General features: G+C 72.8%; 22 protein-coding genes. 6 read left to right on the top strand and 16 right to left on the bottom strand.

From position 1 onward, the window contains the following. Positions 1-69 precede the first annotated feature (69 nt). Together obgE and PATMI_RS32945 are read right to left on the bottom strand one after the other, a co-directional pair. Positions 70-1,410, bottom strand: coding sequence for a GTPase ObgE (gene obgE / locus PATMI_RS0124010; protein WP_026912744.1), 1,341 nt, complete (start codon positions 1,408-1,410; stop codon positions 70-72). Between the two features lie 427 nt (positions 1,411-1,837). Next, the gene (locus PATMI_RS32945; protein ID WP_051472233.1) at positions 1,838-2,194 is read right to left on the bottom strand and encodes a DUF559 domain-containing protein; all 357 of its coding nucleotides are present in this window, start codon (positions 2,192-2,194) and stop codon (positions 1,838-1,840) included. 143 nt (positions 2,195-2,337) lie between these two features. Between PATMI_RS32945 and PATMI_RS0124020 the strand changes: the two genes are divergently transcribed. The 3 genes from PATMI_RS0124020 to PATMI_RS0124030 all read left to right on the top strand — a co-directional run bounded on the left by PATMI_RS0124020 (position 2,338) and on the right by PATMI_RS0124030 (position 4,102). Beyond that, entirely contained in the window at positions 2,338-2,517 is a 180-nt protein-coding gene (locus tag PATMI_RS0124020; RefSeq protein ID WP_026912745.1) for a hypothetical protein, read from the top strand. A 255-nt stretch (positions 2,518-2,772) separates the two neighbouring features. Then, complete coding sequence (locus tag PATMI_RS0124025) at positions 2,773-3,462, top strand: SDR family oxidoreductase (protein ID WP_026912746.1); 690 nt, start codon at positions 2,773-2,775, stop codon at positions 3,460-3,462. Positions 3,463-3,712: 250 nt separating this feature from the next. Continuing rightward, positions 3,713-4,102 carry a hypothetical protein gene (locus tag PATMI_RS0124030; protein ID WP_026912747.1) on the top strand — a complete coding sequence of 130 codons (390 nt, stop codon included), beginning with the start codon at positions 3,713-3,715 and terminating at the stop codon, positions 4,100-4,102. Between the two features lie 215 nt (positions 4,103-4,317). Here the strand turns inward: PATMI_RS0124030 and rpmA are convergent, their stop codons facing one another. The 14 genes from rpmA to PATMI_RS0124100 all read right to left on the bottom strand — a co-directional run bounded on the left by rpmA (position 4,318) and on the right by PATMI_RS0124100 (position 20,094). Then, positions 4,318-4,596, bottom strand: a complete 279-nt coding sequence (gene rpmA, locus PATMI_RS0124035) for a 50S ribosomal protein L27 (protein WP_026912748.1) — start codon at positions 4,594-4,596, stop codon at positions 4,318-4,320. A 28-nt stretch (positions 4,597-4,624) separates the two neighbouring features. Further along, a complete protein-coding gene (gene rplU, locus PATMI_RS0124040) occupies positions 4,625-4,939 on the bottom strand; it encodes a 50S ribosomal protein L21 (RefSeq protein WP_036726351.1) in 315 nt (104 codons plus the stop codon). A gap of 11 nt (positions 4,940-4,950) precedes the next feature. Continuing rightward, on the bottom strand, positions 4,951-7,356 hold the full coding sequence (locus PATMI_RS0124045) for an Rne/Rng family ribonuclease (RefSeq protein WP_245604264.1): 2,406 nt from the start codon (positions 7,354-7,356) through the stop codon (positions 4,951-4,953). Between the two features lie 28 nt (positions 7,357-7,384). Next, positions 7,385-8,593 carry an FtsW/RodA/SpoVE family cell cycle protein gene (locus PATMI_RS0124050; RefSeq protein ID WP_026912751.1) on the bottom strand — a complete coding sequence of 403 codons (1,209 nt, stop codon included), beginning with the start codon at positions 8,591-8,593 and terminating at the stop codon, positions 7,385-7,387. Then, on the bottom strand, positions 8,593-10,893 hold the full coding sequence (locus tag PATMI_RS0124055) for a penicillin-binding transpeptidase domain-containing protein (RefSeq protein WP_026912752.1): 2,301 nt from the start codon (positions 10,891-10,893) through the stop codon (positions 8,593-8,595). Before PATMI_RS0124055 ends, PATMI_RS0124050 begins: the two co-directional genes overlap by 1 nt. Further along, complete coding sequence (mreD, locus tag PATMI_RS35425) at positions 10,890-11,537, bottom strand: rod shape-determining protein MreD (RefSeq protein WP_026912753.1); 648 nt, start codon at positions 11,535-11,537, stop codon at positions 10,890-10,892. The genes PATMI_RS0124055 and mreD overlap by 4 nt, the downstream gene beginning before the upstream one ends. Then, positions 11,534-12,682 carry a rod shape-determining protein MreC gene (gene mreC, locus PATMI_RS0124065; protein WP_026912754.1) on the bottom strand — a complete coding sequence of 383 codons (1,149 nt, stop codon included), beginning with the start codon at positions 12,680-12,682 and terminating at the stop codon, positions 11,534-11,536. The genes mreD and mreC overlap by 4 nt, the downstream gene beginning before the upstream one ends. Before the next feature lie 60 nt (positions 12,683-12,742). Further along, positions 12,743-13,783 carry a rod shape-determining protein MreB gene (locus tag PATMI_RS32955; protein ID WP_051472446.1) on the bottom strand — a complete coding sequence of 347 codons (1,041 nt, stop codon included), beginning with the start codon at positions 13,781-13,783 and terminating at the stop codon, positions 12,743-12,745. 271 nt (positions 13,784-14,054) lie between these two features. Beyond that, positions 14,055-14,648, bottom strand: coding sequence for a Maf family protein (locus PATMI_RS0124075; RefSeq protein ID WP_026912755.1), 594 nt, complete (start codon positions 14,646-14,648; stop codon positions 14,055-14,057). Positions 14,649-14,752: 104 nt separating this feature from the next. Next, entirely contained in the window at positions 14,753-15,160 is a 408-nt protein-coding gene (ndk, locus tag PATMI_RS0124080) for a nucleoside-diphosphate kinase (RefSeq protein ID WP_026912756.1), read from the bottom strand. A gap of 190 nt (positions 15,161-15,350) precedes the next feature. After that, positions 15,351-15,866, bottom strand: a complete 516-nt coding sequence (locus tag PATMI_RS32960) for a zinc ribbon domain-containing protein (RefSeq protein WP_245604266.1) — start codon at positions 15,864-15,866, stop codon at positions 15,351-15,353. A 75-nt stretch (positions 15,867-15,941) separates the two neighbouring features. Next, positions 15,942-16,076 (bottom strand): hypothetical protein, encoded by a 135-nt coding sequence (locus PATMI_RS38610; RefSeq protein ID WP_281171338.1) that lies wholly within the window; start codon positions 16,074-16,076, stop codon positions 15,942-15,944. Between the two features lie 2 nt (positions 16,077-16,078). Then, a complete protein-coding gene (locus PATMI_RS0124095) occupies positions 16,079-17,452 on the bottom strand; it encodes a bifunctional folylpolyglutamate synthase/dihydrofolate synthase (protein WP_051472234.1) in 1,374 nt (457 codons plus the stop codon). After that, positions 17,449-20,094 carry a valine--tRNA ligase gene (locus tag PATMI_RS0124100; protein ID WP_026912759.1) on the bottom strand — a complete coding sequence of 882 codons (2,646 nt, stop codon included), beginning with the start codon at positions 20,092-20,094 and terminating at the stop codon, positions 17,449-17,451. The genes PATMI_RS0124095 and PATMI_RS0124100 overlap by 4 nt, the downstream gene beginning before the upstream one ends. 88 nt (positions 20,095-20,182) lie before the next feature. On the opposite strand from PATMI_RS0124100, the gene PATMI_RS35430 reads away from it, so the two are divergent. From PATMI_RS35430 to PATMI_RS0124115, 3 genes are read left to right on the top strand one after another with little or no spacing between them, the layout of a single operon-like run. After that, on the top strand, positions 20,183-21,010 hold the full coding sequence (locus tag PATMI_RS35430; protein WP_084270218.1) for an alpha/beta fold hydrolase: 828 nt from the start codon (positions 20,183-20,185) through the stop codon (positions 21,008-21,010). Further along, positions 21,010-22,287 carry an NAD(P)/FAD-dependent oxidoreductase gene (locus PATMI_RS32970; protein WP_051472235.1) on the top strand — a complete coding sequence of 426 codons (1,278 nt, stop codon included), beginning with the start codon at positions 21,010-21,012 and terminating at the stop codon, positions 22,285-22,287. The genes PATMI_RS35430 and PATMI_RS32970 overlap by 1 nt, the downstream gene beginning before the upstream one ends. Then, positions 22,284-23,159, top strand: coding sequence for a DUF1365 domain-containing protein (locus tag PATMI_RS0124115; protein WP_211241787.1), 876 nt, complete (start codon positions 22,284-22,286; stop codon positions 23,157-23,159). The genes PATMI_RS32970 and PATMI_RS0124115 overlap by 4 nt, the downstream gene beginning before the upstream one ends. The last annotated feature ends 3 nt before the right edge of the window (positions 23,160-23,162 follow it).

Below are 23,162 nucleotides of genomic sequence, written 5' to 3' on the forward strand. Positions count from 1 at the left end.
GCATCGCGGCCTGCGGCGCACCACCCGCAGCCCTCCGCGGCGTCGGGACGCGCCGCGGCCTGCGGGCGGCTACGCGTCGGGGTCGAACTCGAACAGGACGCCGGCGATCTCGACGTCGTCGCCTGGCTCGAAGCCCTGCTCCTGCAGCGCCTCGATGACGCCCATCTTCCGGAGGCGGGTCTCGACGTACTCGAGGGCCTCCTCGTTCTCGAGGTCGTGCCGCGAGAGGAGCCTCATGATGCCGGCGCCGAAGACGCGGTAGCCGTCCACCGTCCGCTCGACGGCCCAGTCGCGCTCCACGCGGGGGCGGTACACCTTGTGGTCGGCGAGCGGCACGTCCGAGAGGTCCGGCGCGTCCGGGCCGAACGCGGGGCGCTCGGGGACGGTGCGCAGCAGCAGCGCGCGGAGGGCGTCGACGCCCTGCCCGGTGGCGGCCGAGGTGACGACGATCGGCACGTCCGGGACGGGCGGCTCCTCCCACTCCTCGAGGACGGAGGCGTCGGGACCGTCCAGCCGGGTCCGCCACTCGCGGGCCGCCTCGTCGGCGGCCTCGGGGGTCAGGAGGTCCGCCTTGTTGAGGACGAGGACCCGCGGGAGGCTCGCCAGCCGCGGGTCGTACGCCGCGATCTCGGCCTCGATCGTCGCGTGGTTCTGCACGGGGTCTGTGCCGTCGAACGGCAGGAGGTCGACGACGTGCACGAGCATGCGGCACCGCTCGACGTGCGCCAGGAACTCGTGCCCCAGGCCCTTGCCCTCGCTCGCGCCCTCGATCAGCCCCGGGATGTCCGCGAGGATCAGCTGGCGGCGCTCGCCGTCGATGGTGCCGAGGTTCGGCTCGAGCGTCGTGAACGGGTAGTTCGCGACCTTCGGGCGGGCGCGGGTGGCGCGGGTGATCAGCGACGACTTGCCGGCGTTGGGCATGCCGATCAGCCCGACGTCCGCCAGCAGCTTCAGCTTCAGGTCGATCCATCCCTCGTCGCCCGGGAGGCCCTTCTCGGCGAACCGCGGGGCCTGACGCGTGGCGCTGGCGAACCGGGCGTTGCCCCGGCCCCCCGACCCGCCGCGGGCGATGACGACGCGCTGGCCGGGCAGGACGAGGTCGTGGACCGTCCCGTCGAGGCCGGTGACCTGCGTGCCCGGCGGGACCTTGACGACGAGGTCCTCGCCGTCGTGCCCCTTCTTCAGCGCGCCCTCGCCGTGCCGGCCGCGCGGCCCCTTGTAGTGGACCCGCCGGCCGAACGACTGCAGGTCCCGGTACGAGTCGTCGCAGAGGAACTCCACGTTCGAGCCCCGTCCCCCGTCTCCGCCGTCGGGCCCGCCCATCGGCACGTGGGCCTCGCGCCGGAACGACATGCACCCGTCACCACCGTTGCCGCCCTGGACGAAGATGTGCGCGGAGTCGGAGAGCACCGAGGGATGGTCGCAGGTGGGGGTCGGGCGGCGGGGTGCGGGCGCGGATCGATGCGGTGCCGTCAACCGGCAGGCGACCGGCACGGGGCGCGGGTGGCGCGAGGTCGTGAGCCGGGGTGTGCTGCGGTGCAGCCGCTCGAGGCGGGACGCCCGTCGAGTGGCAGGGTGCTGCGGGCCGCTCGGGAGCCTTCGCGAATCGGGACACCGTCGGGCCGCGAGATGCGCCGGGGACCGCGATGTGCCAAGCCCCCCGGAATCGTCTGACCTTGGCACTTCGCGGTCGTGCAGCGACCACCAGGTGCCACGGTCCCGCCGCGATCCGGGGGCTTGGCACCTGGTGGTCGTAGGCGACCCTCCCGGACGGGCTGGAGTTCCGACGCCGCGGGTCCGCTTGGGGTCGACGTCGCCGACGACGCCGGCCACACCGTCAGCGACGCGGTCCGCCCCGAGGCCGCTCGCGGGCCACGGCCAGCACGGACGCGATCACCCCGACCACCACCTCGGGGTGCTCCGTGAGGTCCTCCCAGATCACCGGAACGACGTCGTATCCCTGGGCCTGGAGGCGGGCGCTCTTGCGGCGGTCGCGACGAACGGCGATCCGGTCGCCGTGGAAGGTGAAGCTGTCGAACTCCACGACGGTGCGCTCGGCGTCCCAGAGCCCGTCGACCTCGAACCCCCCGACGCGCGTATTCATGCGCGGCTGGGGCAGTCCCGCACGGCGGAGCAGCTCCAGCAGCAGGCGCTCTGCCTCGGAACGGGCGAAGACGCTGCCCGCACCGATCACGCGCGCCACGATCGGCAGCCCCGTACGGCCTCGCGACCGCGAAAGCAGTGCCCGGACTTCGGGGCGTCGGCAGGATGTCGAGAAGCAGCGCGGCACTCGCATGGCTCACGAAGGCCCCGGGGCCGGCCGCGAGCACGGCGGCCATGGCTCGGGTCTGGAACGTCGGCGGCACGTGGCCCGTGGCGTACACCCCGACGAGCATCCGGGTCATCCAACCGCTCGCGAGGCGGCTCCGGACCACTGATCGGCTGACCCCGCAGGCCTCGAGCTGCCAGGTCGCGACGACCCCGTGCTGCGCGGCAGCGAGGAACGCGATCGCGTGATCGCCACGCAGATCCGAAGGGACCGTGACGCCGGCACGCGGCACGACGAATCGCGCGACGAGGCCGGGAGTCTTCAGGTCCCGGTCACCGGTCGCCTGGAGCTCGATCGCGGAGACGCGGCCCATCCGCCCATCGTGCCCGCGCCCGCCGCCCCACACCGGGGGGACACGGTTCCGGTGCGGTCCCGTCACCGGTCCGACACGTCCCGCGCCCGCTCCCACCGACCCACCCCGCCCCCTTTGCCAGACTCGCCCCATGAGCGACCGCAAGACCCTCCTGATCACCGGCGCGTCCACGGGCATCGGCGCTGCGACCGCGCGTACCGCCGTCGCGGCCGGCTGGAACGTGGCACTGGCCGCACGGTCGAGGGACAAGCTCGACGCGCTGGTGGAGGAGATCGGTGCGGAGCACGCGCTGGCGACGACGTGCGACGTGACCGAGTTCGCCGAGCTCGAGCAGGCCGTCGTCGCCACGCAGGAACGCTTCGGCGGGCTCGACGCCGTGTTCGCGAACGCCGGGTTCGGGGCGAAGCGGGGCTTCCGGGAGGAGTCGCCGGAGCAGTGGCGCGACATGGTGCTCACGAACGTCCTGGGCGCGGCGCTGACGATCCGCGCGACGATCGACCCGCTGACCGCGTCGAAGGGGCACTTCGTCATCACCGGGTCCGTCGCCGGCCGTCGCCCGCTGCCGGGCAGCCTCTACTCGTCGACGAAGTTCGCGGTCGGGGCGATGGCCGAGTCGTTGCGTCAGGAGCTGAACGGCACCGGGGCGCGAGTCACCCTCGTCGCGCCCGGCATGGTCGACACCCCGTTCTTCGACACGAAGCCCGAGCTGGAGGCGCTGCACCCGGAGGACGTCGCGAACGCGGTCGTCTGGGCGCTCTCGCAGCCGGCGCGGGTGGACGTCAACGACATCCTGATCCGGCCGACGGCGCAGGACGGCTGACCGACGGGCCGGGTGACGGGACCGCACGTCCAACGAGGCCCGGCGGACCGCCGGGCCGACAGCAGACCGGCAGGCCACCCGGCGTGCGGACCGCCCGGCCGGCCGGCGGGGACGGGCAGGCCACCGGCGCACCGCCCTCCCACCGGGGCGCGGACGCCTCGCCCGGCCCGGAGTCGGTCCGCACCGGACGGCGTCGCCGGTGCCCCGAACCCCTGGCGTGGGGCCGCCCCGTGCGGGTAGCGTGCCGCCCATGAGCCTGATCTCACCCGCCAACGCCATCCGCTTCCTCGGGGCCGGACGCATCGTCTTCGGGATCGCGATGATCGCGGTGCCCGAGAAGGTCGGGCAATCGTGGCTCGGTGCGGGCGGCACGACGCCCGAGGCCGGCGTGGCGATCCGCGCGGTCGGCATCCGTGACGCCCTGATCGGGATGGCGCTGGTGCACACCGCGACCGATCCACAGCGCGGCTACCGCTGGGCCCGTACGAGCTCGTTCGGCGACATCACCGACCTCCTCGCCACGCTGGCCGCGGCGAAGGCACTCCCTCGCTCCGGCGTGATCGGCACGGTGGCGATGGCCGGTGCGGCCGCCGCGTCGAGCATCGCCGTCAGCGAGTGGGTCCGCCGCGAGGAGGCCTGAGCCGCGGAACCCGGTCCGAGGCCTCGCCCGGCGCGGCGCGGTCGGCCGTCGGAGGCGTCGGCCGCCGCGGGCGCGAGGTCGTCGGCCGCCGGGGCCGCCCGTGAGCTTCGCGCCGCCCGGCCCGCGCGCCTGGAACGACGACGACCCGCCGGTGGCGGGTCGTCGGTCCTGCCCCGACCGCGACGTGCGCGGCGGGTCCTGCGAGGTCTGGTCGCTCAGTCGGCGGCGACGGCCTCGGGGGCCGCGTTCGGGACGACCGAGACGGTTCGGCCGCGCCAGCCGCGCGTGAACGCGACGGTGCCGACGGCCTTCGCGTAGAGCGTGTCGTCCTTGCCGATGCCGACGCCGACGCCGGGGCGGAAGACGGTGCCGCGCTGGCGGACGATGATCTCGCCACCGGTGACGGACTGGCCGCCGAACACCTTGACGCCGAGGCGCTGGGAGTTCGAGTCGCGGCCGTTGCGGGAGGAGCCGAGGCCCTTCTTGTGTGCCATGAGTTCTGGTGCTCCTTCGAGGTCGGCGTTACGCCGAGATCGAGTCGATGCGGATCTTGGTGAGCGGCTGGCGGTGGCCCGTGGTGCGCTTGTAGCCGCGCTTGGGCTTGTACTTGAAGATGCGGATCTTCGGGCCCTTGACGTGCTCGACGATCGTGGCGCCGACCGTGGCGCTCTTCAGCGCGGACGGGTCGACGGTGATCGCGTCGCCGCGCACCAGGACGGGCTCGAGCGTGACGGTGCCGCCGACCTCGACGTCGAGCTTCTCGACGAGGAGCTCGAGGCCCTGCTCGACGCGGTACTGCTTGCCACCGGTCTTGACGATTGCGTAGAGGCTGCTCATGCGGTTACGGCTCACTCGGACGAGATGGGCTCTGCGGTCTCACCGGAGGCGAGGTCCTCAGGGGACGCGGCAGAGCGGCGCGCACCTCTGGTGCGGCGCCGGACAGGAGACGATACGTCATCGGGATCGTCCGCGTCGGCTGCCGTGTCCGGGGTGTTCTCCTCGGAGGTCGCCTGCTCGGCGGCCTTCGCGCCTCCCCGGCCGCGACGTCCGCGTCCGCGGGACCGGCGACGCGGCTTCCGCGGCTCCCCGTCCTCGTCCTCGCCCCCGTCCTGCGACGTCGTCGTCCCGACCTCGTCGACGGCCGCGACGATCTCCGAGGCGGCCTCGACGACCTCGTCGGCGGCGTCCTCGAGCTCCTGCGGGTCGAGGGGCGCGTCGTCGTCGGCACCGACCTCGTCGAACGCGGCGTCCGGCTCGGCGCGCTCGTCGCGCGGCACGTCGGACTGCTCGTCCTCGGACTCCGCGACGGCGTCGATCTCGGCCGCGCGGGCCTTGGCGCCACGGCGCCGGCGCGAGGAGCGCTTGTTCGTCGCGCCGGTGGCGGAGCCCGAGGGCGCGCCGGCGGCGGCGTCGACGGGCAGGACCGCGTCGGGCCCGACCAGCACGGCGCTGGCCGACGTGCGGCCGGCGCGCTCGATGCGGACGAGCTTCTTCTCCCCGACGAAGCGGCCCCCGTTGGTCACGGACACGACGTAGCCGCCGACCTTCGCGACCGCGTCGTCCACGTTGTACATGTGGGGCTCGACGATCTGGACGAGGACCTCCTCGCCCTCCTGGAAGGGGATCGCACGCTCGCGGACGTCGTCGATCGAGCCCTCCATGACGACCTCGAAGTCGTCGAGCGGCAGGCGCTCGGTGCCCTCGAAGACGAAGTAGCGGCCGGTCTGGGCCTCGAGCTGGTGGAGCACCTTGGCGCTCTGGCCCGTGAACTCGGCGACGACGCCCGGGTGCATCCGGACGAGGAACGCCTGCGAGGACTCGGGGGCACGGGAGGCGAGCTCGCGCAGCTGGCGCTCGAACTCGATCGCCAGGGTCTCCTCGCTCTTGATGACGCCGTCGCCGTCGCACGTCGGGCAGGCGCGGGTGATGACCTCGCGCACGCCCTCCGTGACGTTCTGGCGCGTCATCTCGACGAGCCCGAGCTTCGAGATCTCGGCGGTGAAGGTCTTCGTGCGGTCGTCGCCGAGCTTGTCGCGCAGCGTCTTCAGGACGTCGCGCTGGTTCTTCGCGCGCGCCATGTCGATGAAGTCGATGACGATGATGCCGCCGATGTCGCGCAGGCGGAGCTCGTTGACGACGGCCTCGGCGGCCTCGAGGTTCGTCCGGGTGATCGTGTCCTCGAGCCGGGCCTGCTTGCCCTTGCCCGTGAACGACCCGGAGTTGACGTCGATGACCGTCAGGGCCTCGCCGTAGTCGATCATCAGGTAGCCGCCGGAGGGCAGGTCCACGCGCCGGCCGAGCAGGCCGTCGATGACCTCCTCGACGTCGTGGGACTCGAACAGCGGCTGCGACTCCTGCCACAGCTCGACCTTGTCGACGAGCTCCGGCGCGGTGCGCGTGAAGAACGACTGCAGGCGCTGGACCTGCTGCGGGTCGTCGACGATCGCCTTCTCGAACTCCGAGGAGAAGATGTCGCGGACGACCCGGACGGAGAGGTCGGCCTCCTGGAAGACCATGCACGGACCGGTCGTGTCCTGCGCCCGCTGCTCGAGGACCTCGTGCAGCTTGAAGAGGTACGGCAGCTCGCGCTCGAAGTCCTCGCGGACCGCACCGCGCGCGGCGGTGCGGACGATCGCGCCGCCGCCGTTCAGCTCGAGGTTCTTGACCTCCTTGCGCAGCCGGTTGCGCTCCTGGTCGTCGACCTTCTTGGAGACGCCGACGCCCTCGCCCTTCGGCGCGTACACGAGGTAGCGCCCGGCGATCGTCAGGTCCATCGTGACCCGCGCGCCCTTCGTCTTCAGCGGGTCCTTCGTGACCTGCACGACGAGCTCGTCGCCCGGCTTGATGAGGTCGGAGATCTTGACGTGGTCGCCCCCTCCCCCGTGGCCGCGCCGCTGGACCTTGACGCCCGGCAGGCGGATCTCGTCGACGTGGAGGAAGGCGTTCTTCTCCAGCCCGATGTCGACGAAGGCGGCCTCGAGGCCGGGGAGGACGTTGTCGACGCGGCCCTTGTAGACGTTGCCGACGATCGAGCGGTTCGAGCGGCGCTCGAAGTAGAGCTCCGCGACGCGGTAGCCCTTCGGGGACCCGGACCGGCCGCGACCGCCCCGTCCGCGACGCCGACGACCGCCGGCGGACGCGCTCTCGCCGTTCTGCTGGCCGGCGCCCTTGGCGGCCTGGCCGGACGGGCGGGCGTCACCGGCTTCGGTGGACTCCAGGAGCGCCACGCGGGTTTCGCCGCGATCCACGCTCACGAGGACCTGTTTCCTCATGGGGTTGCCTTCAATCGGTTCTGTCCACGGTCGGGCCGCGTCTCGCAGCTGCCCTGCCCTGCGCGTAGATCGCCTGCAGCAGGCCGATCGCGAGATAGGTGGACAGCACGGAGGACCCTCCGTAGCTCACAAGTGGGAGTGGGATGCCGGTGATCGGCATGATGCCGACGTTCATCCCTGCGTTGACCAGGACCTGGAACAACAGCATGGCCAAGATACCCGCCGCGAGGACCGCGCCGTAGAAGTCTCTGGCCGTCGAGAGGATCCGGAGCCCTCTCCACATGATCAAGGCGAAGAGCGAGAGTATCGCTGCGGCGCCCACGAAGCCGTACCGCTCGCCGGCGGAGGCGAAGATGAAGTCGGTCTGCTGCTCGGGCAGGTAGCCGAGGGTCTGCTGCGTCGCCTCGTCGCCGCGGCCCGTCTTCTGGCCCGAGCCGATGGCGGCCTTGGCCTGCTTGAGCTGGTAGCGCGGGTCGGTCTGGCCGGGCTCGACCCGGTGGTTCGCGTTCGGGCTCAGGAAGGCCGTGATGCGGTCCGCCTGGTAGCCCTTCAGCACGTTGACCCCGGCGGCGGGCAGCACGCCGAGGGCACCGACGATCACGATCGTCGCGATCGTCCCGATGATCGCCAGGTGCCGGCCGGGCGTGCCGCCGATCAGCAGCACCGCGAGGGCGATGGCGCCGTAGACGAGCGACGTCCCGAAGTCCGCGGTCAGCGCCCCCGGGACGCCCGCGAGCGCGAGCACGCCGAACGTCGTCGTCCAGGAGTGGACCGCCGTCCTGCGTCCGACGATGAAGCTCGCGGCGACCACGACGACGAGGACCTTGCCGAGCTCGGACGCCTGGAAGCTGAAGAACCCGAGGTTGATCGACAGCGTCGAGCCGTTGACCTTCTGGCCGAGGAACGCGACGGCCAGGATCGACCCGATCATGAAGGCGTAGAGCGGCCAGCGGATCGCCTGCCAGCGGGCGTAGTCGATGCGGGAGACGACGGCCGCGACGCCCAGGCCGACGATGCCGTAGGCGACCTGGCGGACGACGAAGGCGTTGCCCGTCGTCGCGCCGGCGATCGCCAGGCACGAGCACGCCGTCAGCGCGATCGCGGCGAAGGCGAGGACGGGGTCGAACGGCAGGCCGACGTCGACGATGTCGGAGAGCGTGCGCCTGCGGCGCTGCGGGGAGCGGAGGCCGACCTGGCCGGCGGAGCGTCCGGTGGCCATCACTCGGTCGCGTTCGCGGAGCTTCTGGCGGCCTCGCACGGGGCCGTCGATTTGGGCTGCTGGTACCACGTGCGCAGCATCCGGCAGACGACCGGGGCGGCGGTCGTGGTGCCGAAGCCGCCGTTCTCGACGGTCGCGACGACGACGATCGGCCGCTCGGGATCGGGGACCATCGCGGCGAACCACGCCTGGTCCGGGCAGGACGACTCGTTGCAGCGCTGCGCGGTGCCGGTCTTGCCGTAGACGGGGAACGCGTTCTGGTCCCAGCCGGCGAAGACCCCGGCCGCCGTGCCGTCGGGCGTGGCGGTCACCGCGTTGAGGCCCTTGAGGATGTCCTGCTTCCAGGTCGGGTCGCCGACCTGGACCGTGCGGCGCGGCTTCGGCTTGAAGGCCTGGAGCAGCTCGCCGTCCTGCTTCTGGATCTGCATGCCGAGCTGCGGCGTCGGGAAGTGCAGGTCCTGGGTCGGCCGGCCGCGCGGGTCGTAGAGCCCGGCGTATGCGACGGCCACCTGCAGCGGCGTCGCGAGGAAGTCGCCCTGGCCGACGGAGAGGTTGATGTTGTCGCCCAGCAGGAACTGACCCGTCGGGTCGAAGACGAGGCCGCAGGACGCCTTCCCCTCGTCCTTGCGGCACTGGAGCTCGCGCTCGTTCTGCTTCTTCCGCCACGCGGCGTCCGGGACGGTCCCCGGCGTCTCGCCCGGCAGGTCGATCCCGGTGTCCTTGCCGTAGCCGAAGAGGCGGGCCCACGTCTGCAGCGGCTTGTTCTGCTGGCGGAACAGCTGCTGACCGATCTCGTAGAAGTAGACGTCCGAGGAGATCTGCAGCGCACCCTCGAGGTTCGAGCTGCCGAGGTCCTCCTTGCCGGCGTTGCAGAACTCCTGCTTGAGCGTGCCGACCGTGATGCACGAGCCGCTCGGGCCCTGCGTCTCCGGGGTGATCACGCCCGTCGAGAGGCCCGCCAGCGCCGTCACCGGCTTGAACGTCGAACCCGTCGCGTACTGGCCCTGGATCGCCCGGTTCAGCAGCGGCACCCCGGCGCGCTTGCCGACCAGGCGGCGGTACTTCTTCGTCGACAGCGGCCCGTAGACGGTGTTGAGGTCGACCGTCGGGTAGGACCCCATCGCGAGGATCTCGCCGTTGCGCGGGTCCATCGCCACGTAGGCGCCGCCGGCGCGGTAGCCCGTCTTCGAGTCGATCGAGTCGCCGGACTTGGGGCCGATGACCTTGGACATGCCGAACTGGCCGGTCTTCTCCAGCGCGGTGTCGATCGAGAGCTGCAGGCGGCTGCCCTGCTTCGGGGCCTCGTCCGAGACCTTCCCGGTCGGGCGGCCCTGGGCGTCGACCTCGACCGTCTGCTCGCCGTCCTTGCCCTGCAGGAAGCTGTTGTACTCGAACTCCAGGCCGTTCTGACCGATCAGCTGCCCGGCCTTCAGGTCGCGGTACTTCGCCTCCTTGAGCTGGTCCTCGCTGATCTGCCCGACGTTGCCGAACAGCTGCGCGGCGACCGACCCGTTCGGGTACCGCCGCAGGTACTCCTTCGTCACCGTGATGCCCGGGAACTCCGCCTGGCGCTCCAGCAGGTAGTTGCGCAGCCCGGCGCTGACCTTCCGGCTCTTCAGCGCGACCCCGCCGTAGGGCAGCTTCACGGTGCTCGAGACCACGCGGTCGTAGAGGGTGCGGGTCGACGACCCGAGCAGCGGGGCCATCCGGGTCAGGAGCGCGCGGAGCCGCGGCGACGCGTCGCGACTGACGCGCAGCTGCGCGGGCTGCCTGCCCGCGAGCGTCCGCTCGGCCTGACGGTCCGCGGCCTTGCGGTAGCGCGCCACCCGCCGGCGGGTCTGCGTCAGCCGCCGCGCCGCCTGCGCGGGCGTCTGCCGGGCGATCCGCCGCTTCGCCGTCGCGCTCAGCGCGTTGTCGTGGTTCCGCTTCTTGTCGTCGACGAGCTGGTCGGACAGGTTGCCGACCGCGACGTCGTACTCGCCCTGCTTCTGGCCCCAGTTCGCGATCGTGGTGCGGTCGTCCTCCGGGATCGCCTCGGCCTGCAGCGTCACGACCGTCGACGCGTCGTTCTCGACCAGGGGCTTGCGGTCGCGGTCGACGATGTTGCCCCGCGGGGCCGCGACGCGGACGACGCGCGCACCGTTGCTGGCGGCCTCGGTCAGGTACTGGTCGCCCTGCAGGATCTGGAGGAACCAGAGCCGCAGGAAGAGGATCGCGAAGACCCCGAACGCGATGATGCCGAAGGCGGCCACGCGGAGCGCGAGCTGCGGGGTCGGTGTCCTGCGGTCGAGGGAGCTCATCGGATGCGCACGTCGATGTCGGACGATGCCGAGCGGCGGCCGTAGTTGCGGCGGCGTCGTCTGCGGCGGGCCTCCTCGGGGAGCATCGGGAGGAGCCAGGCCCGGGTCCGATTATGCACGGGCAGCGCGATCAGGGCGTCGATCAACGACGTGCCCCCGATCACCCACACCATCCGGACGTTCACGGTGACGCCCTGGGTCAGGAGCAGCTCGACGAAGCTGTAGACGAGCAGCCCGGCGGCGGTGCCGAACAGGCCGATGACCACCGGGACGACGCTGGACTCCGGGTCGCGCATCTCCCCCAGGCGTCCGGCGGCGTACGCGACGACGACGTACACGAGCGACGTGATGCCGCTGGTCTGGCCGGTGATCTGGTCGATCAGGAGCCCGACGCCGAAGCCGTACGCGATCCCGCTGACCGGGCCGGCCAGCAGGGCGACCATCAGGACCGAGAGCAGTCCGAGGTCGATCCCCATGCCGAGGAACTGGACGCGCCCGAAGAACGACAGCTGGAGCATCGCGACGAGGAACCCGAGCAGCACGAGCCGCAGGACGGGCTTGGGCCCGAGCGCGGCGTGGTCGGGGAGCCGCGGCCGCCGTCGCCGGCGGCGGCCGGACCGACGGACGGTCGGCGGCCGGTTCACGGAGCCCCGGACGTCGTGGTCCGACCGGACGTCGCCCCGTCGGTGCCGGTCTGGCCGGTGTCGGTGCTCCCGGCCCCGGTCGTCCCGGCGCCCGGGGTCGTCGTGCCGGTGCCGCCGGTCGCGCCGTTCTCGCCGGTCGTCGCAGGGGTGGAGCCGGTGGTGGTCGCCGCGGTGCCCGTGCTCGTCGTCGGCCTGTTCGCGGACCCGGAGGTCGTCCGCCCGCCGCGGTCCGGCTGCGCGGTGCTCGGGCACGAGGCGACCCTGCCGGTCGGCCGCGCGCCGCTCGCGCGGTTCCCGTTGACGACGCGACGGAGCACCTGGACGTCCTCGAGCGTCTGGAGGTCCACGAGCGGCTTGATGTGGCCGATCTGCTCGTCGGTGCGCCGGTCGCTGACGCTCGTGATCCTCCCGATCGGGAGGTACGGCGGCGCGTTGGACGGGAACTTGCTCGTGTCGTCGACCGTCCCCGACGTGTACACGAGCGCGTTCTGCTTGATCGTGCTCGTGGACGGCACGAACTCGAGCTCGAGGTCCGAGAGCGTCCCGGCCCCGGCGCCGCGCACCGTCAGGACCGGCTTGACCCCGGGGAGGTACGCGCCGACGGCGACGTCCTGACTGGGCAGCAGGGAGACCGTCGCGTTGTTCAGCCGGACGCCGCTGACGAAGCCGACCAGCCCGGCGCCCTCGCCCGCGGCCCCGACGACGGCCTGGCGGTCCTGCACGCCCTGGGCGGTGCCCTGGTCGATCGTGATCGTGGTCGCCCAGGCGGTCGGGCTCTTGCCGATGACGTTCGCGGGGAGCGGGTCGTTGCGCTGCAGCTTGAGGCTGTCGACCATGTTCGACAGGCACTGCATGTTCGGGAACTTCCGCAGCTCGCCGTTCAGCCGGGCGTTCTCGGCCCGCAGCTGCGCGGCGTCCTTCTTCAGGTCCTGGTTCTCGCCCTTGGCGTCGGCGGTGTCCCCGACCCAGTGGACGAGGTCCCGTGCGGGCTTGGCGATCTTCGAGCCGCCCTCGCCCAGGGCGCCGAGCGGTCCGCCGGACGCCCCTCCCGCGGCTCCGAAGCCTGCGGTGATGAGGACGAGGCAGACCGCCACGAGGGCGGCCAGGATCAGGCGGCGTCGGCGGCGGGCGGCGGGATCGATCACGTGGGAGGGTGGGTGCGCGGGGAGGACGACCGGGGAGTCGGCGCGCGGGGAGCCTAGCTCCTAGTAGCGGTTGCGACGCCCGCCGCGACGCGAGTGGCCGCGGTTCATCCGGTGGATGACCTCGAACTCCTCGAGCGAGCGGCCGGAGCCGACGGCCACGCAGGTCAACGGGGACTCTGCCAGGTGTGCGGGCATCTGCGTCTCCTCGCGGAGCCGCTCGTCCAGGCCGCGGAGCAGCGAACCGCCGCCCGCCAGCATGATCCCGCGGTCCATGATGTCGGACGAGAGCTCGGGCGGCGTGCGGTCCAGCGTCTCCTTCACGGCCTCGATGATGGTCGACAGCGGCTCCTCGAGCGCCGTACGGACCTCCTCGGACGTGATGACGACCGTCTTCGGCAGGCCCGAGACCATGTCGCGACCGCGGATCTCCGTCTGGACCTCCTCGACCATCGGGTACGCGGACCCGACCTCGAGCTTCACGTCCTCGGCCATCTGGGTGCCGATCAGCAGCTTGTACTCGCGCTTGGCGTAGGCGACGATCGCCTCGTCGAACTCGTCGCCGCCGACCCGGACGGACTGCGAGACGACGATGCCGCCGAGCGAGATCACCGCGACCTCGCTGGTGCCGCCGCCGATGTCGACGACCATCGAACCGGTCGGCTCGGCCACGGGCAGCCCGGCACCGATCGCGGCGGCCATGGGCTCCTCGATGAGGTAGGCCTGACGGGCGCCGGCGGAGATCGAGGCCTCCTCGACCGCGCGCTTCTCGACGCCGGTGACGCCCGAGGGCACGCAGACGACGACCCGCGGGTGCGCGAACCGGTTCTGGTGCGCCTTCTGGATGAAGTGGCGGAGCATCTCCTCCGTCACGTCGAAGTCCGCGATGACGCCGTCCTTCAGCGGACGGATCGCCTGGATGGTGCCCGGCGTGCGGCCGAGCATGCGCTTGGCCTCGATGCCAACGGCGTGGACCTCGCCGGATCGTGAGTCGATCGCCACCACGGATGGCTCGGAGAGCACGATCCCGCGGCCCCGGACGTACACCAGGGTGTTGGCGGTGCCGAGGTCGACCGCCATGTCGCGGCTGCCGATCCCGGTCAGGTAGCTGAAGATGCTCATCGAGGCAGGTTCCGGTTCCGCGAGGTCTCGGGGGTCGGGCACTCGTCGGGGGGACGCCGTGCCACGCCACCGCCGCGGAACGAGGGCGGAGTCTATCGGAGGGGCCCCGTCCGCCCGCCGGTGCATCCGGCCGTGCAGGCCCGCGCGAATCGCCTGCTCGCATCGGGGCTACCGCCGGTACGGTCGGGGTGGTCGCACGGGGAGCGTGCGGGGCGTCACGGTCGGAGCACGGGAGTCCGGTCGGCGACCGGGCTCAGGACCGCAGCAGCCCCGGCACCGCCCGGACGATCAGGCCTACCGGCAGGCCCACGACCGTCCACCAGTCGCCCTCGATGCCGTCGACGAGCAGGGCGCCGCGGAGCTGGATCGCGTAGCCGCCCGCGCGGCCCTCCCACTCCCCCGTGCCGACGTACCAGGCGACGTCGTCGTCGCTCAGGGCCCGGAAGCGGACGAGGGTGAGGGCGGCGTCGGCCAGGAGGACCTCGTCCGCCCCGTCGGGGCCGCCCGCGCGGACGACGGCCGCCGAGGAGGCGACGTGGTGGCCGTCCCCGGACCACCGGCGCAGCATCGTGGCGGCCTCGGCGGCGTCGGCCGGCTTCCCAACCGCCCGGGGCGCGTCGGCCGTGCGGTCGACGATCACCGTGTCCGAGCCGAGGATCAGGGTCCCGGCCGGCTGGTCCCGCGCGACCGCGCGGGCCTTCAGGAGGGCGTTCTGCACCGCGACCGCGACCGGGTCGCCGTCGGTCAGCTCGTCGACGCCGGGGACCACGACGCGGTGCTCGACGCCGAGGGTGGTGAGGATCGCCCGGCGCTGCGGGGATCCGGAGGCGAGGACGAGCTCGCTCACGGGCGGGTCCGGACCGTCGGGGCGGACGGGGCCGGCCGGTGCCCGGTGGGTGCCGCGTCCGCCCGCCGGGAGCGGATCCCGGGAGGCGGCGCGGCACCCATCGATCAGCCGATCTCCGGGAAGAAGCGCTTGATCTCGATCTCGGCGTTCTCGTCGGAGTCCGAGCCGTGGACGACGTTCTCGCCGGCCTCGATGGCCAGGTCGCCGCGGATCGAGCCGGTGGCGGCCTCGAGCGGGTTCGTGGCGCCGATGATCTGGCGGGCGACCTCGACGGCCGACGGGCCCTCGAGGATCGCGGCGACGACGGGGCTCTGCGTCATGAAGGACACGAGCTCGCCGAAGAACGGCTTGTCGTCGAGGTGCGCGTAGTGCTCCTCGACGACCGACGTCTGCAGCGGCACGAGCTTGAGCTGCTGGATCTTCAGGCCCTTGCGCTCGAAGCGGCCGAGCACGTCGCCGACCAGCTGGCGCTGGACGCCGTCCGGCTTCACGAGGATGAGGGTGCGGGACATTCGGTCACTCCTGCGCGGCGCTGCGCGCGTCTGGGTCTGCGGACGCCGGACAGTCAACCAGTCGCGGCGCGCGCGCGACGCGAGGGTGCCGCGGCACCCCGGAACGACGACCGCCCGCGACGGGGCGGGCGGTGGCGGGACGCCGCGGGGCGGCGCCGATCCGGGCGGGACGGGACGGGACCGTCCCGGGCTACGCCTGTTGCTCGGTCTCGCGCGCCTCGGAGCGCCCACGGCGCCGGCGGCGCGGCGTGCGGCCGGCGATCTCGGTCTCGCAGTACGGGCAGATGCGCCACTCGGGATCGAGCGGGCGCGCGCAGCCGGTGCACTGGTCGCGCAGCTTCTTCAGGCACGACGGGCAGCGCAGGAAGTCCTTTTGGACCTGGTACTCGCAGTGCGGGCAGAGAAGCACGCCGGACTGCAGGAGCCGGGCCTCGGCGGCCTGCATCTCGAGCTCGCGCTCGCGCACGTCGTCCAGGTACTCCGGGGGCCGCACGACCATGTAGATCACGGTGCCGGCGAAGGGGAGCACGAGCGCGGCGACCGTCGCCGTGCCGATGAGGACCGGGTCCGTGATGCGGCGCCGGGCGTCCGCCCACGTGTAGTAGACCAGCGCGAGCCAGATCAGGACGACGAACAGCACGAGCAGCTTGACGACCACGTCGAGCGTCGAGTTGTCGATGCCGAAGACAGCGAGGAGATCAGGCATGGGGATCAGTCATGTGGATCACAGGGCGGGGGTTCGCCGTCGCAGGGGGGATTCCCTGCAACCGGCCGGGATCGGTCAGACGAAGGCCCGTCCGAGCCCGTAACCGACACCGAAGAAGACCAGGATCACGAGGGCGACGACGGCAGCCACGGCCAGCACCATCCGGAGGACGGGGATCGAGTCGTCGTGGCGGGGCGTCGTCGGGGCCATGGTCAGAATCGCGCTCCCGGTCCGGCGCCGCGACCTCGACGGAGGTCCGCCACCAGGTGCAGGGAGCCGGTGACGAGCACCGTACCGCGCGATCCGGCAAGTGTACGGGCCCGGAGCAGGGCGTCGTGCGCACCCTCCACGACGTGGACGTCCCGGCCGGCGAGCGCGGTGCCCGCGGCCTGCGCCAGGGCGTCCGCCGGCAGTCGGCGCGGGTTCGACGGCGCGGTGGCCACGAGGACGTCGCACCAGCGGTCGAACGCGGCGAGCATCCCCGCCGGATCCTTGTCGTCGAGCACCCCGACGACCGCCACCACCGGCCGGGACGGCGCGGCGTCGTCGAGCGCGCCGGCCAGGGCCTCGAAGCCGGCCTCGTTGTGCGCGCCGTCGTGGATCACCACGACGCCGTCCTCGCCGGGTCCCGGGCGCTCGACGGTCTCGAAGCGGCCGGGGACGACGACGTGGGTGGCGACCTCGCGCTCGGCCGCGTGGTCGCGGTCCGCGCCCGGGCCCAGGTGCGCACCGACCGCGGCGATCGCCGTCGCGAGGTTGCGGCGCTGGTAGCGGGCCGCGCCGGGGGTCGGGACGTCGGCGCCGGGGTCCGGGTCGGCCTCGACGACCGTCCCGCCCTGCTCGGCCGCGCGGGCCTCGGCGACGTCGTGGGCGGACGACGGCAGCCCGTCGGCGAGGACGAGCGTCCCGCCCGGCCGGAGCACGGCGACCTTCTCGGCGGCGATCTCGGCCACGGTGTCGCCGAGCCAGCGGGTGTGCTCCAGCGAGATCGAGGTGAGGACCGCGACGGCCGGGCGTGGCGTCCCGTCCGGCCCCGGGCGTCGGGCGTCGGGCAGGACGTTGGTGGCGTCCCAGCGGCCGCCGAGCCCGGCCTCGACGACGGCGCAGGCGACGCCGGACTCCGCGAGGACGAGGAACGCCGCGGCCGTCACGGCCTCGAACTGCGTGACCGGTCCGTCGAGGGCGTCGTCCGCGGCCTCCGGTCCGTCGGCCTCCAGCGCCTCGGCCGCCTCCCGGACCCGCTCCACCGCCGCCGCGAAGAGCCCCGGCGCGGCGGGCTCGCCGTCGACCATCACGCGCTCGCGGAACGACACGAGGTGCGGCGACACGTACGCGCCCGACCGCACGCCGCGGCGGGCCAGGAGCGCCGCCGCCATCGTCACGGTCGACGTCTTCCCGTTGGACCCGACGACGTGGATCGCCTCGAAGCGGGTCTGCGGGTCGCCGAGGCGCCGCAGCAGCGCGGCCATCCGGGCGAGGCCGGGCCGGATGCCGAAGAGCTCCCGGCCGAGCAGCCACTCCTCGGCGGCGCGCAGGCGATCGTCGGACCCGAGCTCGTCCTCGCCGGACGGGACGTCGGCGATCACAGGGTGCGGAGCTCCTCGCGGAGCGCATCGACCTTCGCGCGCTCGGCGGCGATCACCTCCGCCGGCGCCCGGGAGACGAACTTCTCGTTCGACAGGCGGCCCTCGGTCGACGCGATCGCCTGCTCGACCTCGGCGCGGCGCTTCTCCACGCGGGCGCGCTCGGCCTCGGGGTCGACGTGCTCGCCGGCGAGGATCGCCAGCTGACCGCCGGGGATCGCCACGGGGACGGCGTCGCCGGCGTCGGTCGAGGACTCCAGGCGGGCGAGGCGCGCGATCAGGGCGAGCGCCTCGTCGTCGTAGCCCTCGGCCTCCACGCGAACCGGCAGGACCGGGCCGGGCGGCACGTTGGCGCCGTTGCGCCACGAGCGGACGGTCGTGATGACGTCGATGACCCGGCCGAGGCGCTCCTCGGCGTCGGACGACAGCAGCGCGTCGTCGGTGGCCGGCAGCGGCGAGACGGCGAGCAGCCCCTCCGCCCCGGGCAGGGTCGACCAGGACTCCTCGGTCACGAACGGGATCACCGGGTGCGCGATCTGGAGCGTCCGGCGCAGGGCCCAGCCGAGCACGCGGGCGAGGTCGGGGTCGGTCGCGGCGTCGCGGCCCTTGACGAGCTCGAGGTACCAGTCGCAGAGCTCGCCGTAGACGAAGTCGTAGAGCCCGAGCGCGGCCTTCGAGAAGTCGAACTCGTCGATCCGCTGCGCGGTCTCGCGGGCGATCCGCTCGGTTCGCGAGACGATCCAGCGGTCCTCCAGCCGGGTCGGGAGCGTCTCCCCCGTGACCCCGGCGGCGGCGCCCTCGAGATGCTCCTCGAGACGCCCCACGGCGAACCGCACGGCGTTGCTGAGCTTCGTCGTCAGCTGCTTGCCCTGCGCGATCTTCTCCTCGGAGAACCGCACGTCCTGGGTCGAGGACATGGCGAGCAGGCCGAAGCGCACGGCGTCGGCGCCGTAGGCGGGGAAGTCGCCGGGATCCTCGAGCTTGCCCTTCTTGCCCTTCTTCGCGAAGACGGCCGGGCGGGGGCCGCCGTCGATGAGGTCGAGCGGGTCGATGCCGGTGCCCAGCGACTTGCTCATGCGGCGGCCGTCGGGCGCCTGGATGACGGAGTGGCAGTAGACGTCGGTGAACGGCACGTCGCCGGCGAAGCGCAGACCGGTCATGACCATCCGGGCGACCCAGAGGAAGAGGATGTCGCGGGCCGTCGAGAGGACGGAGGTCGGGTAGAACGCCTCGAGCTCGGGCGTCTCCTCCGGCCAGCCGAGGGTCGCGAACGGCCACAGCGCCGACGAGAACCACGTGTCGAGGACGTCGGGGTCGCGCTCCCAGCCGTCGCCCTCGGGGGCCGTCGTGCCGCAGTAGACCTCGTCGGCGCGGTACCAGACGGGGATCTGGTGGCCCCACCAGAGCTGGCGGGAGAGCACCCACGGGCGGATCTCGTCGAGCCACGCCAGGTAGCGGCGCGACTGGCTCTCGGGGTGGATCCGGACGCGGCCGTCGCGGACGACGTCGGCGGCGGGCTTCGCGAGCTCGTCCATCCGCATGAACCACTGCAGCGAGATCAACGGCTCGATGCGCTCGCCGGAGCGCTGCGAGAACGGCACGGTGTGGACGTAGGGCTCCTCGCCCCGGATGGCGCCCTGCTCGCGCAGCGCGTCGACGATCGCCGTCCGCGCCTCGGCGGCCGTCAGGCCCTCGAACTGCGGGGCGTACCCGCCGGTGATCCGGCCGTCCTCGCCGATGACGTTCAGCGGCTCGAGGCCGTGCCGGTTGCCCAGCTCGAAGTCGTTGGGGTCGTGCGCCGGCGTGATCTTCAGGCAGCCGGTGCCGAAGTCCGTCTTCACGTAGTCGTCGCCGATGATCGGCAGCTCGCGGCCGACGAACGGCAGCACCACGGTCGACCCGATGAGGTGCTTGAAGCGGTCGTCCTGCGGGTTCACGGCGACGGCGACGTCGCCGAGCATCGTCTCGGGACGCACCGTGGCGACGACGACCTCGGTCAGGTCGCCGACGGCCTCCTTCAGCGGGTACGCGATCTCGACCAGGGTGTCGGTCTCCTCGCGGTCCTCGACCTCGAGGTCCGAGATCGCCGAGCGCGACCCCGGGTCCCAGTTGACGAGGTAGGTGTCGCGGTAGATCAGGCCCTGCTCGTAGAGCGCCACGAAGACCTTCAGGACGGCCTCGACGTACCCGTCGTCCATCGTGAAGCGCTCGTGCGCGTAGTCGGCGGAGCAGCCCAGGCGTCGGAACTGGCCGATGATCGTGCCGCCGTACTGCTGCCGCCACGCCTGCGTACGCTCGAGGAACGCCTCGCGACCGACCTCCTCGCGGCTCGTGCCCTCGGCGACCAGCGCCTGCTCGACCTTCGTCTGCGTGGCGATGCCCGCGTGGTCGGTCCCGACCGTCCAGCGGACGTTCTTGCCGCGCATCCGGTTCAGCCGGATCAGGGCGTCCTGGATCGAGCCGTTGAGCGCGTGGCCCATGTGCAGCGCGCCGGTGACGTTCGGCGGCGGGATCGCGATCGAGAAGGTCTCCCGACCGTCGTCCGCGGGGTCCGACCGGAAGACGCCCGCGTCCTCCCACCGCGCGAAGACCTCGGGTTCGGCCCGCGAGGGCTCGTAGCGCGTGGTCTCCGGCGAATCGGGCATCAGGAGCCAGTCTAGGATCCCCCTCGGAAATGCGTTCGCCCCTCGCCCTGAATCCGCATCCGGTCCGAAGCGCCCGTCGTACGAGCAGATGATGGACATGTACCTCGAGCGGCACCCGTCGCGATCCCGTCGGCGCGTCGCCGCCCCGCCGGTCGTCCTGATCCACGGCCTCGGCGGGGACCGCACCACCTGGAAGCACGTGATCGACGGGATCACCGAGTTCTACGACGTCGTCGTCGTGGAGGTCCCGGGGTTCGGACGGTCCCGCCCACTGCCGTCGAACGTGACCCCCACCCCCCGGGCCCTGGCCGAGACCGTCCACGGGCACCTGCGCGCCAACGGCGTCAAGCGCTTCCACCTCGTCGGTCACGGCCTGGGCGGGTGGATCGCGCTCGAGATCGGGGACATCGCGCCGGACGGCGTCGTCTCGGTGACCGGCCTGTGCCCGGCCGGGTTCTGGCCGCACCCGTCCGGCGACCGGCAGCGGAAGGCCATCCGCTCGGCCCGCCGCTGGTCGGCACTGGCCCCGATCGTCTTCACGCTGCCGTTCATGCGCAACGGTCTCCTCGTCGGGACGCTCGGCGGCCCGGGCGGGCTCCCCTACTCGGACGGCCTCGAGATCGTGCGCGCCTACGGCGCGGCGGACGACTACGTCCGGGTCAACGAGGCGATGCTCGCCGAGGTCTACAACGTGACCCGCCGCCTGACGCCGTTGGCCAAGCGCGTCCCGGTGTTCCTCGTGTGGGCCGGCGACGACCGCATGGTCACGCCGCCGAAGATCAACCCGCCCGAGGGCGTCTACCAGCACGTGATCCCGTACGCGGGGCACATGCCGACGTTCGACGAGCCGGAGCGGTGCGTCGAGGTCCTGCTGGCCGCGGTCGACAAGGGCATGATGCTCACGGAGGCCGTGTGATGCGGGTCGCGGTCGTCGGCACCGGCAGTGCCGGCCTCGCGTGCGCCCACCGCCTGGCGGAGCGGCACGACGTCCGGATCTTCGAGTCCGCCGCGCGGCCCGGTGGTCACACCCACACGCGCGACGTGCACGTCGACGGCGGCACGTTCGCGGTCGACTCGGGCTTCATCGTCTGCAACGACCACACGTACCCGAACTTCCTGGCGCTGATGGACGAGCTCGGCGTCGCGCTGCGGCCGACGAACATGAGCTTCGGCGTCACGGCCCGCGAGTTCGACTTCGAGTACCACGCCGAGTCCGTCAACGGCCTGTTCGCCCAGCGCCGCAACGCGATCGACCCGCGCTTCCTGCGGATGGTCGCCGAGTACGTGCGGTTCAACCGGGTCGCCCGGCGCTTCCTGGCCTCCGGCGACGAGACGACGTCGCTGCGGGAGCTCCTGCGCCGCGAGCGCTTCTCGACGTGGTTCGCCGAGCGGCTGATCGTGCCGCAGGCCAGCGCGGTGTGGTCCGCGGACCCCGCCCAGCTCTGGGACTTCCCCGCGATCTTCCTGATCCGCTTCTTCGAGAACCACGGGATGCTCTCGCTGCGCGACCGGCCGCAGTGGATGACGGTCGTCGGCGGCTCGCGCGCCTACGTCGACGCCCTGCTCCGGCCGCTTCAGGACCGCCTGGCGCTCGGGACACCGGTCACCGGCCTCACACGGCACCCGGACCGCGCGACGGTCCGCACGGCCGACGGGGCGACGGAGGACTTCGACCACGTGGTCCTGGCGTGCCACAGCGACCAGGCGCTCGCCCTCCTGGAGGATCCGACCGACGCCGAGCGGGACGTCCTCGGGGCGATCCCGTACCAGGAGAACGCGGCGACCCTGCACACCGACACGTCGGTGATGCCCCGCCGCCGCGCAGCCTGGTCGAGCTGGAACGCCCACCTGCTGCGCGAGCCGAAGGACCGCGCGACGCTGACCTACGACATGAACCGGCTGCAGGGCTTCGACACGCCGACGCGGCTGCTCGTGACCCTGAACATGGACGAGTCGATCGCCGAGGACCACGTGCTCGAGCGGATGACCTACCACCACCCGGTGTTCACGTCCCAGGGGCTCGTCGCCCAGCGGCGCTGGGACGAGGTCTCCACCGTCGAGGGCCGCACGCACTACGCCGGCGCCTACTGGCGCTGGGGGTTCCACGAGGACGGCGTGTGGAGCGGCCTGCGGGTCGCCCGGGCGCTCGGGTCGACCGTCCCGCTGCACGAGCCCCAGCCGGCCCTCGCGTGAGCGTCGTCCCCGAGAGCGTGGTCGTGGTGCCCACCACCGCGCGAGACGCCGCGCCGCCGGCGACCGCCCGCACCACGAGCGCCGCGGGCACCGGCGGGCACGGCGTCGACCGCGGGTCCGCGGTCTACCTCGGGGACATCCGCCATCGCCGGCACCTCCCCCGCGAGCACGCATTCGCGTACCCGACCGCGATGCTCCTCCTCGATCTCGACGAGCTGCCCGGGTCGCTCGACGGCCACCGCGGCTGGGGCGTCGAACGCCGCGCGCCGCTGTCCTTCCGACGCGCGGACCATCACGGCGACCCCGCGGTCCCGCTCGCCGACGCGGTCCGCACCACGGTGGACCGCGAGACGGGCCGCCGCCCCGCGGGCCCCGTCCGCCTGCTGACCAAGCCGCGCATCCTCGGCCGCGACTTCAACCCGGTGACGTTCGCGTACTGCTACGCCGCCGACGGCCGGACCCTCGAGGCCGTCCTCGCCGAGGTCACGAACACGCCCTGGGGTGAGCACCACGCCTACGTCGTCGACGTCCAGGACGCCGAGGTCACGGGCGGCGCCGCCGACCCGCAGTACACCTGGGGCATCGAGAAGGCGTTCCACGTCTCGCCGTTCATGGCGATGGACCACCGCTACCGCTGGCGCCTGAGCGCGCCCGGCGAGCGCCTGTTCGTGCACCTCGAGAGCCACCGCGAGGGCGAGCGCGTCTTCGACGCCACCCTCACGCTGCGCCGGCGTCCGCTCGACGCCGCCGGGCTCCGCTCCTTCGTCCGCCGCCAGCCGCTCGGCACCCTCGCCGACGTGGCCCGCATCTACGGCCACGCGCTCGCGCTGGCCGTGAAGCGCGTCCCCCACTTCCCGCACCCCGACCGCTGAGCA

Origin of the sequence: Patulibacter minatonensis DSM 18081, assembly GCF_000519325.1 — a bacterium.
Taxonomy (GTDB): domain Bacteria; phylum Actinomycetota; class Thermoleophilia; order Solirubrobacterales; family Solirubrobacteraceae; genus Patulibacter; species Patulibacter minatonensis.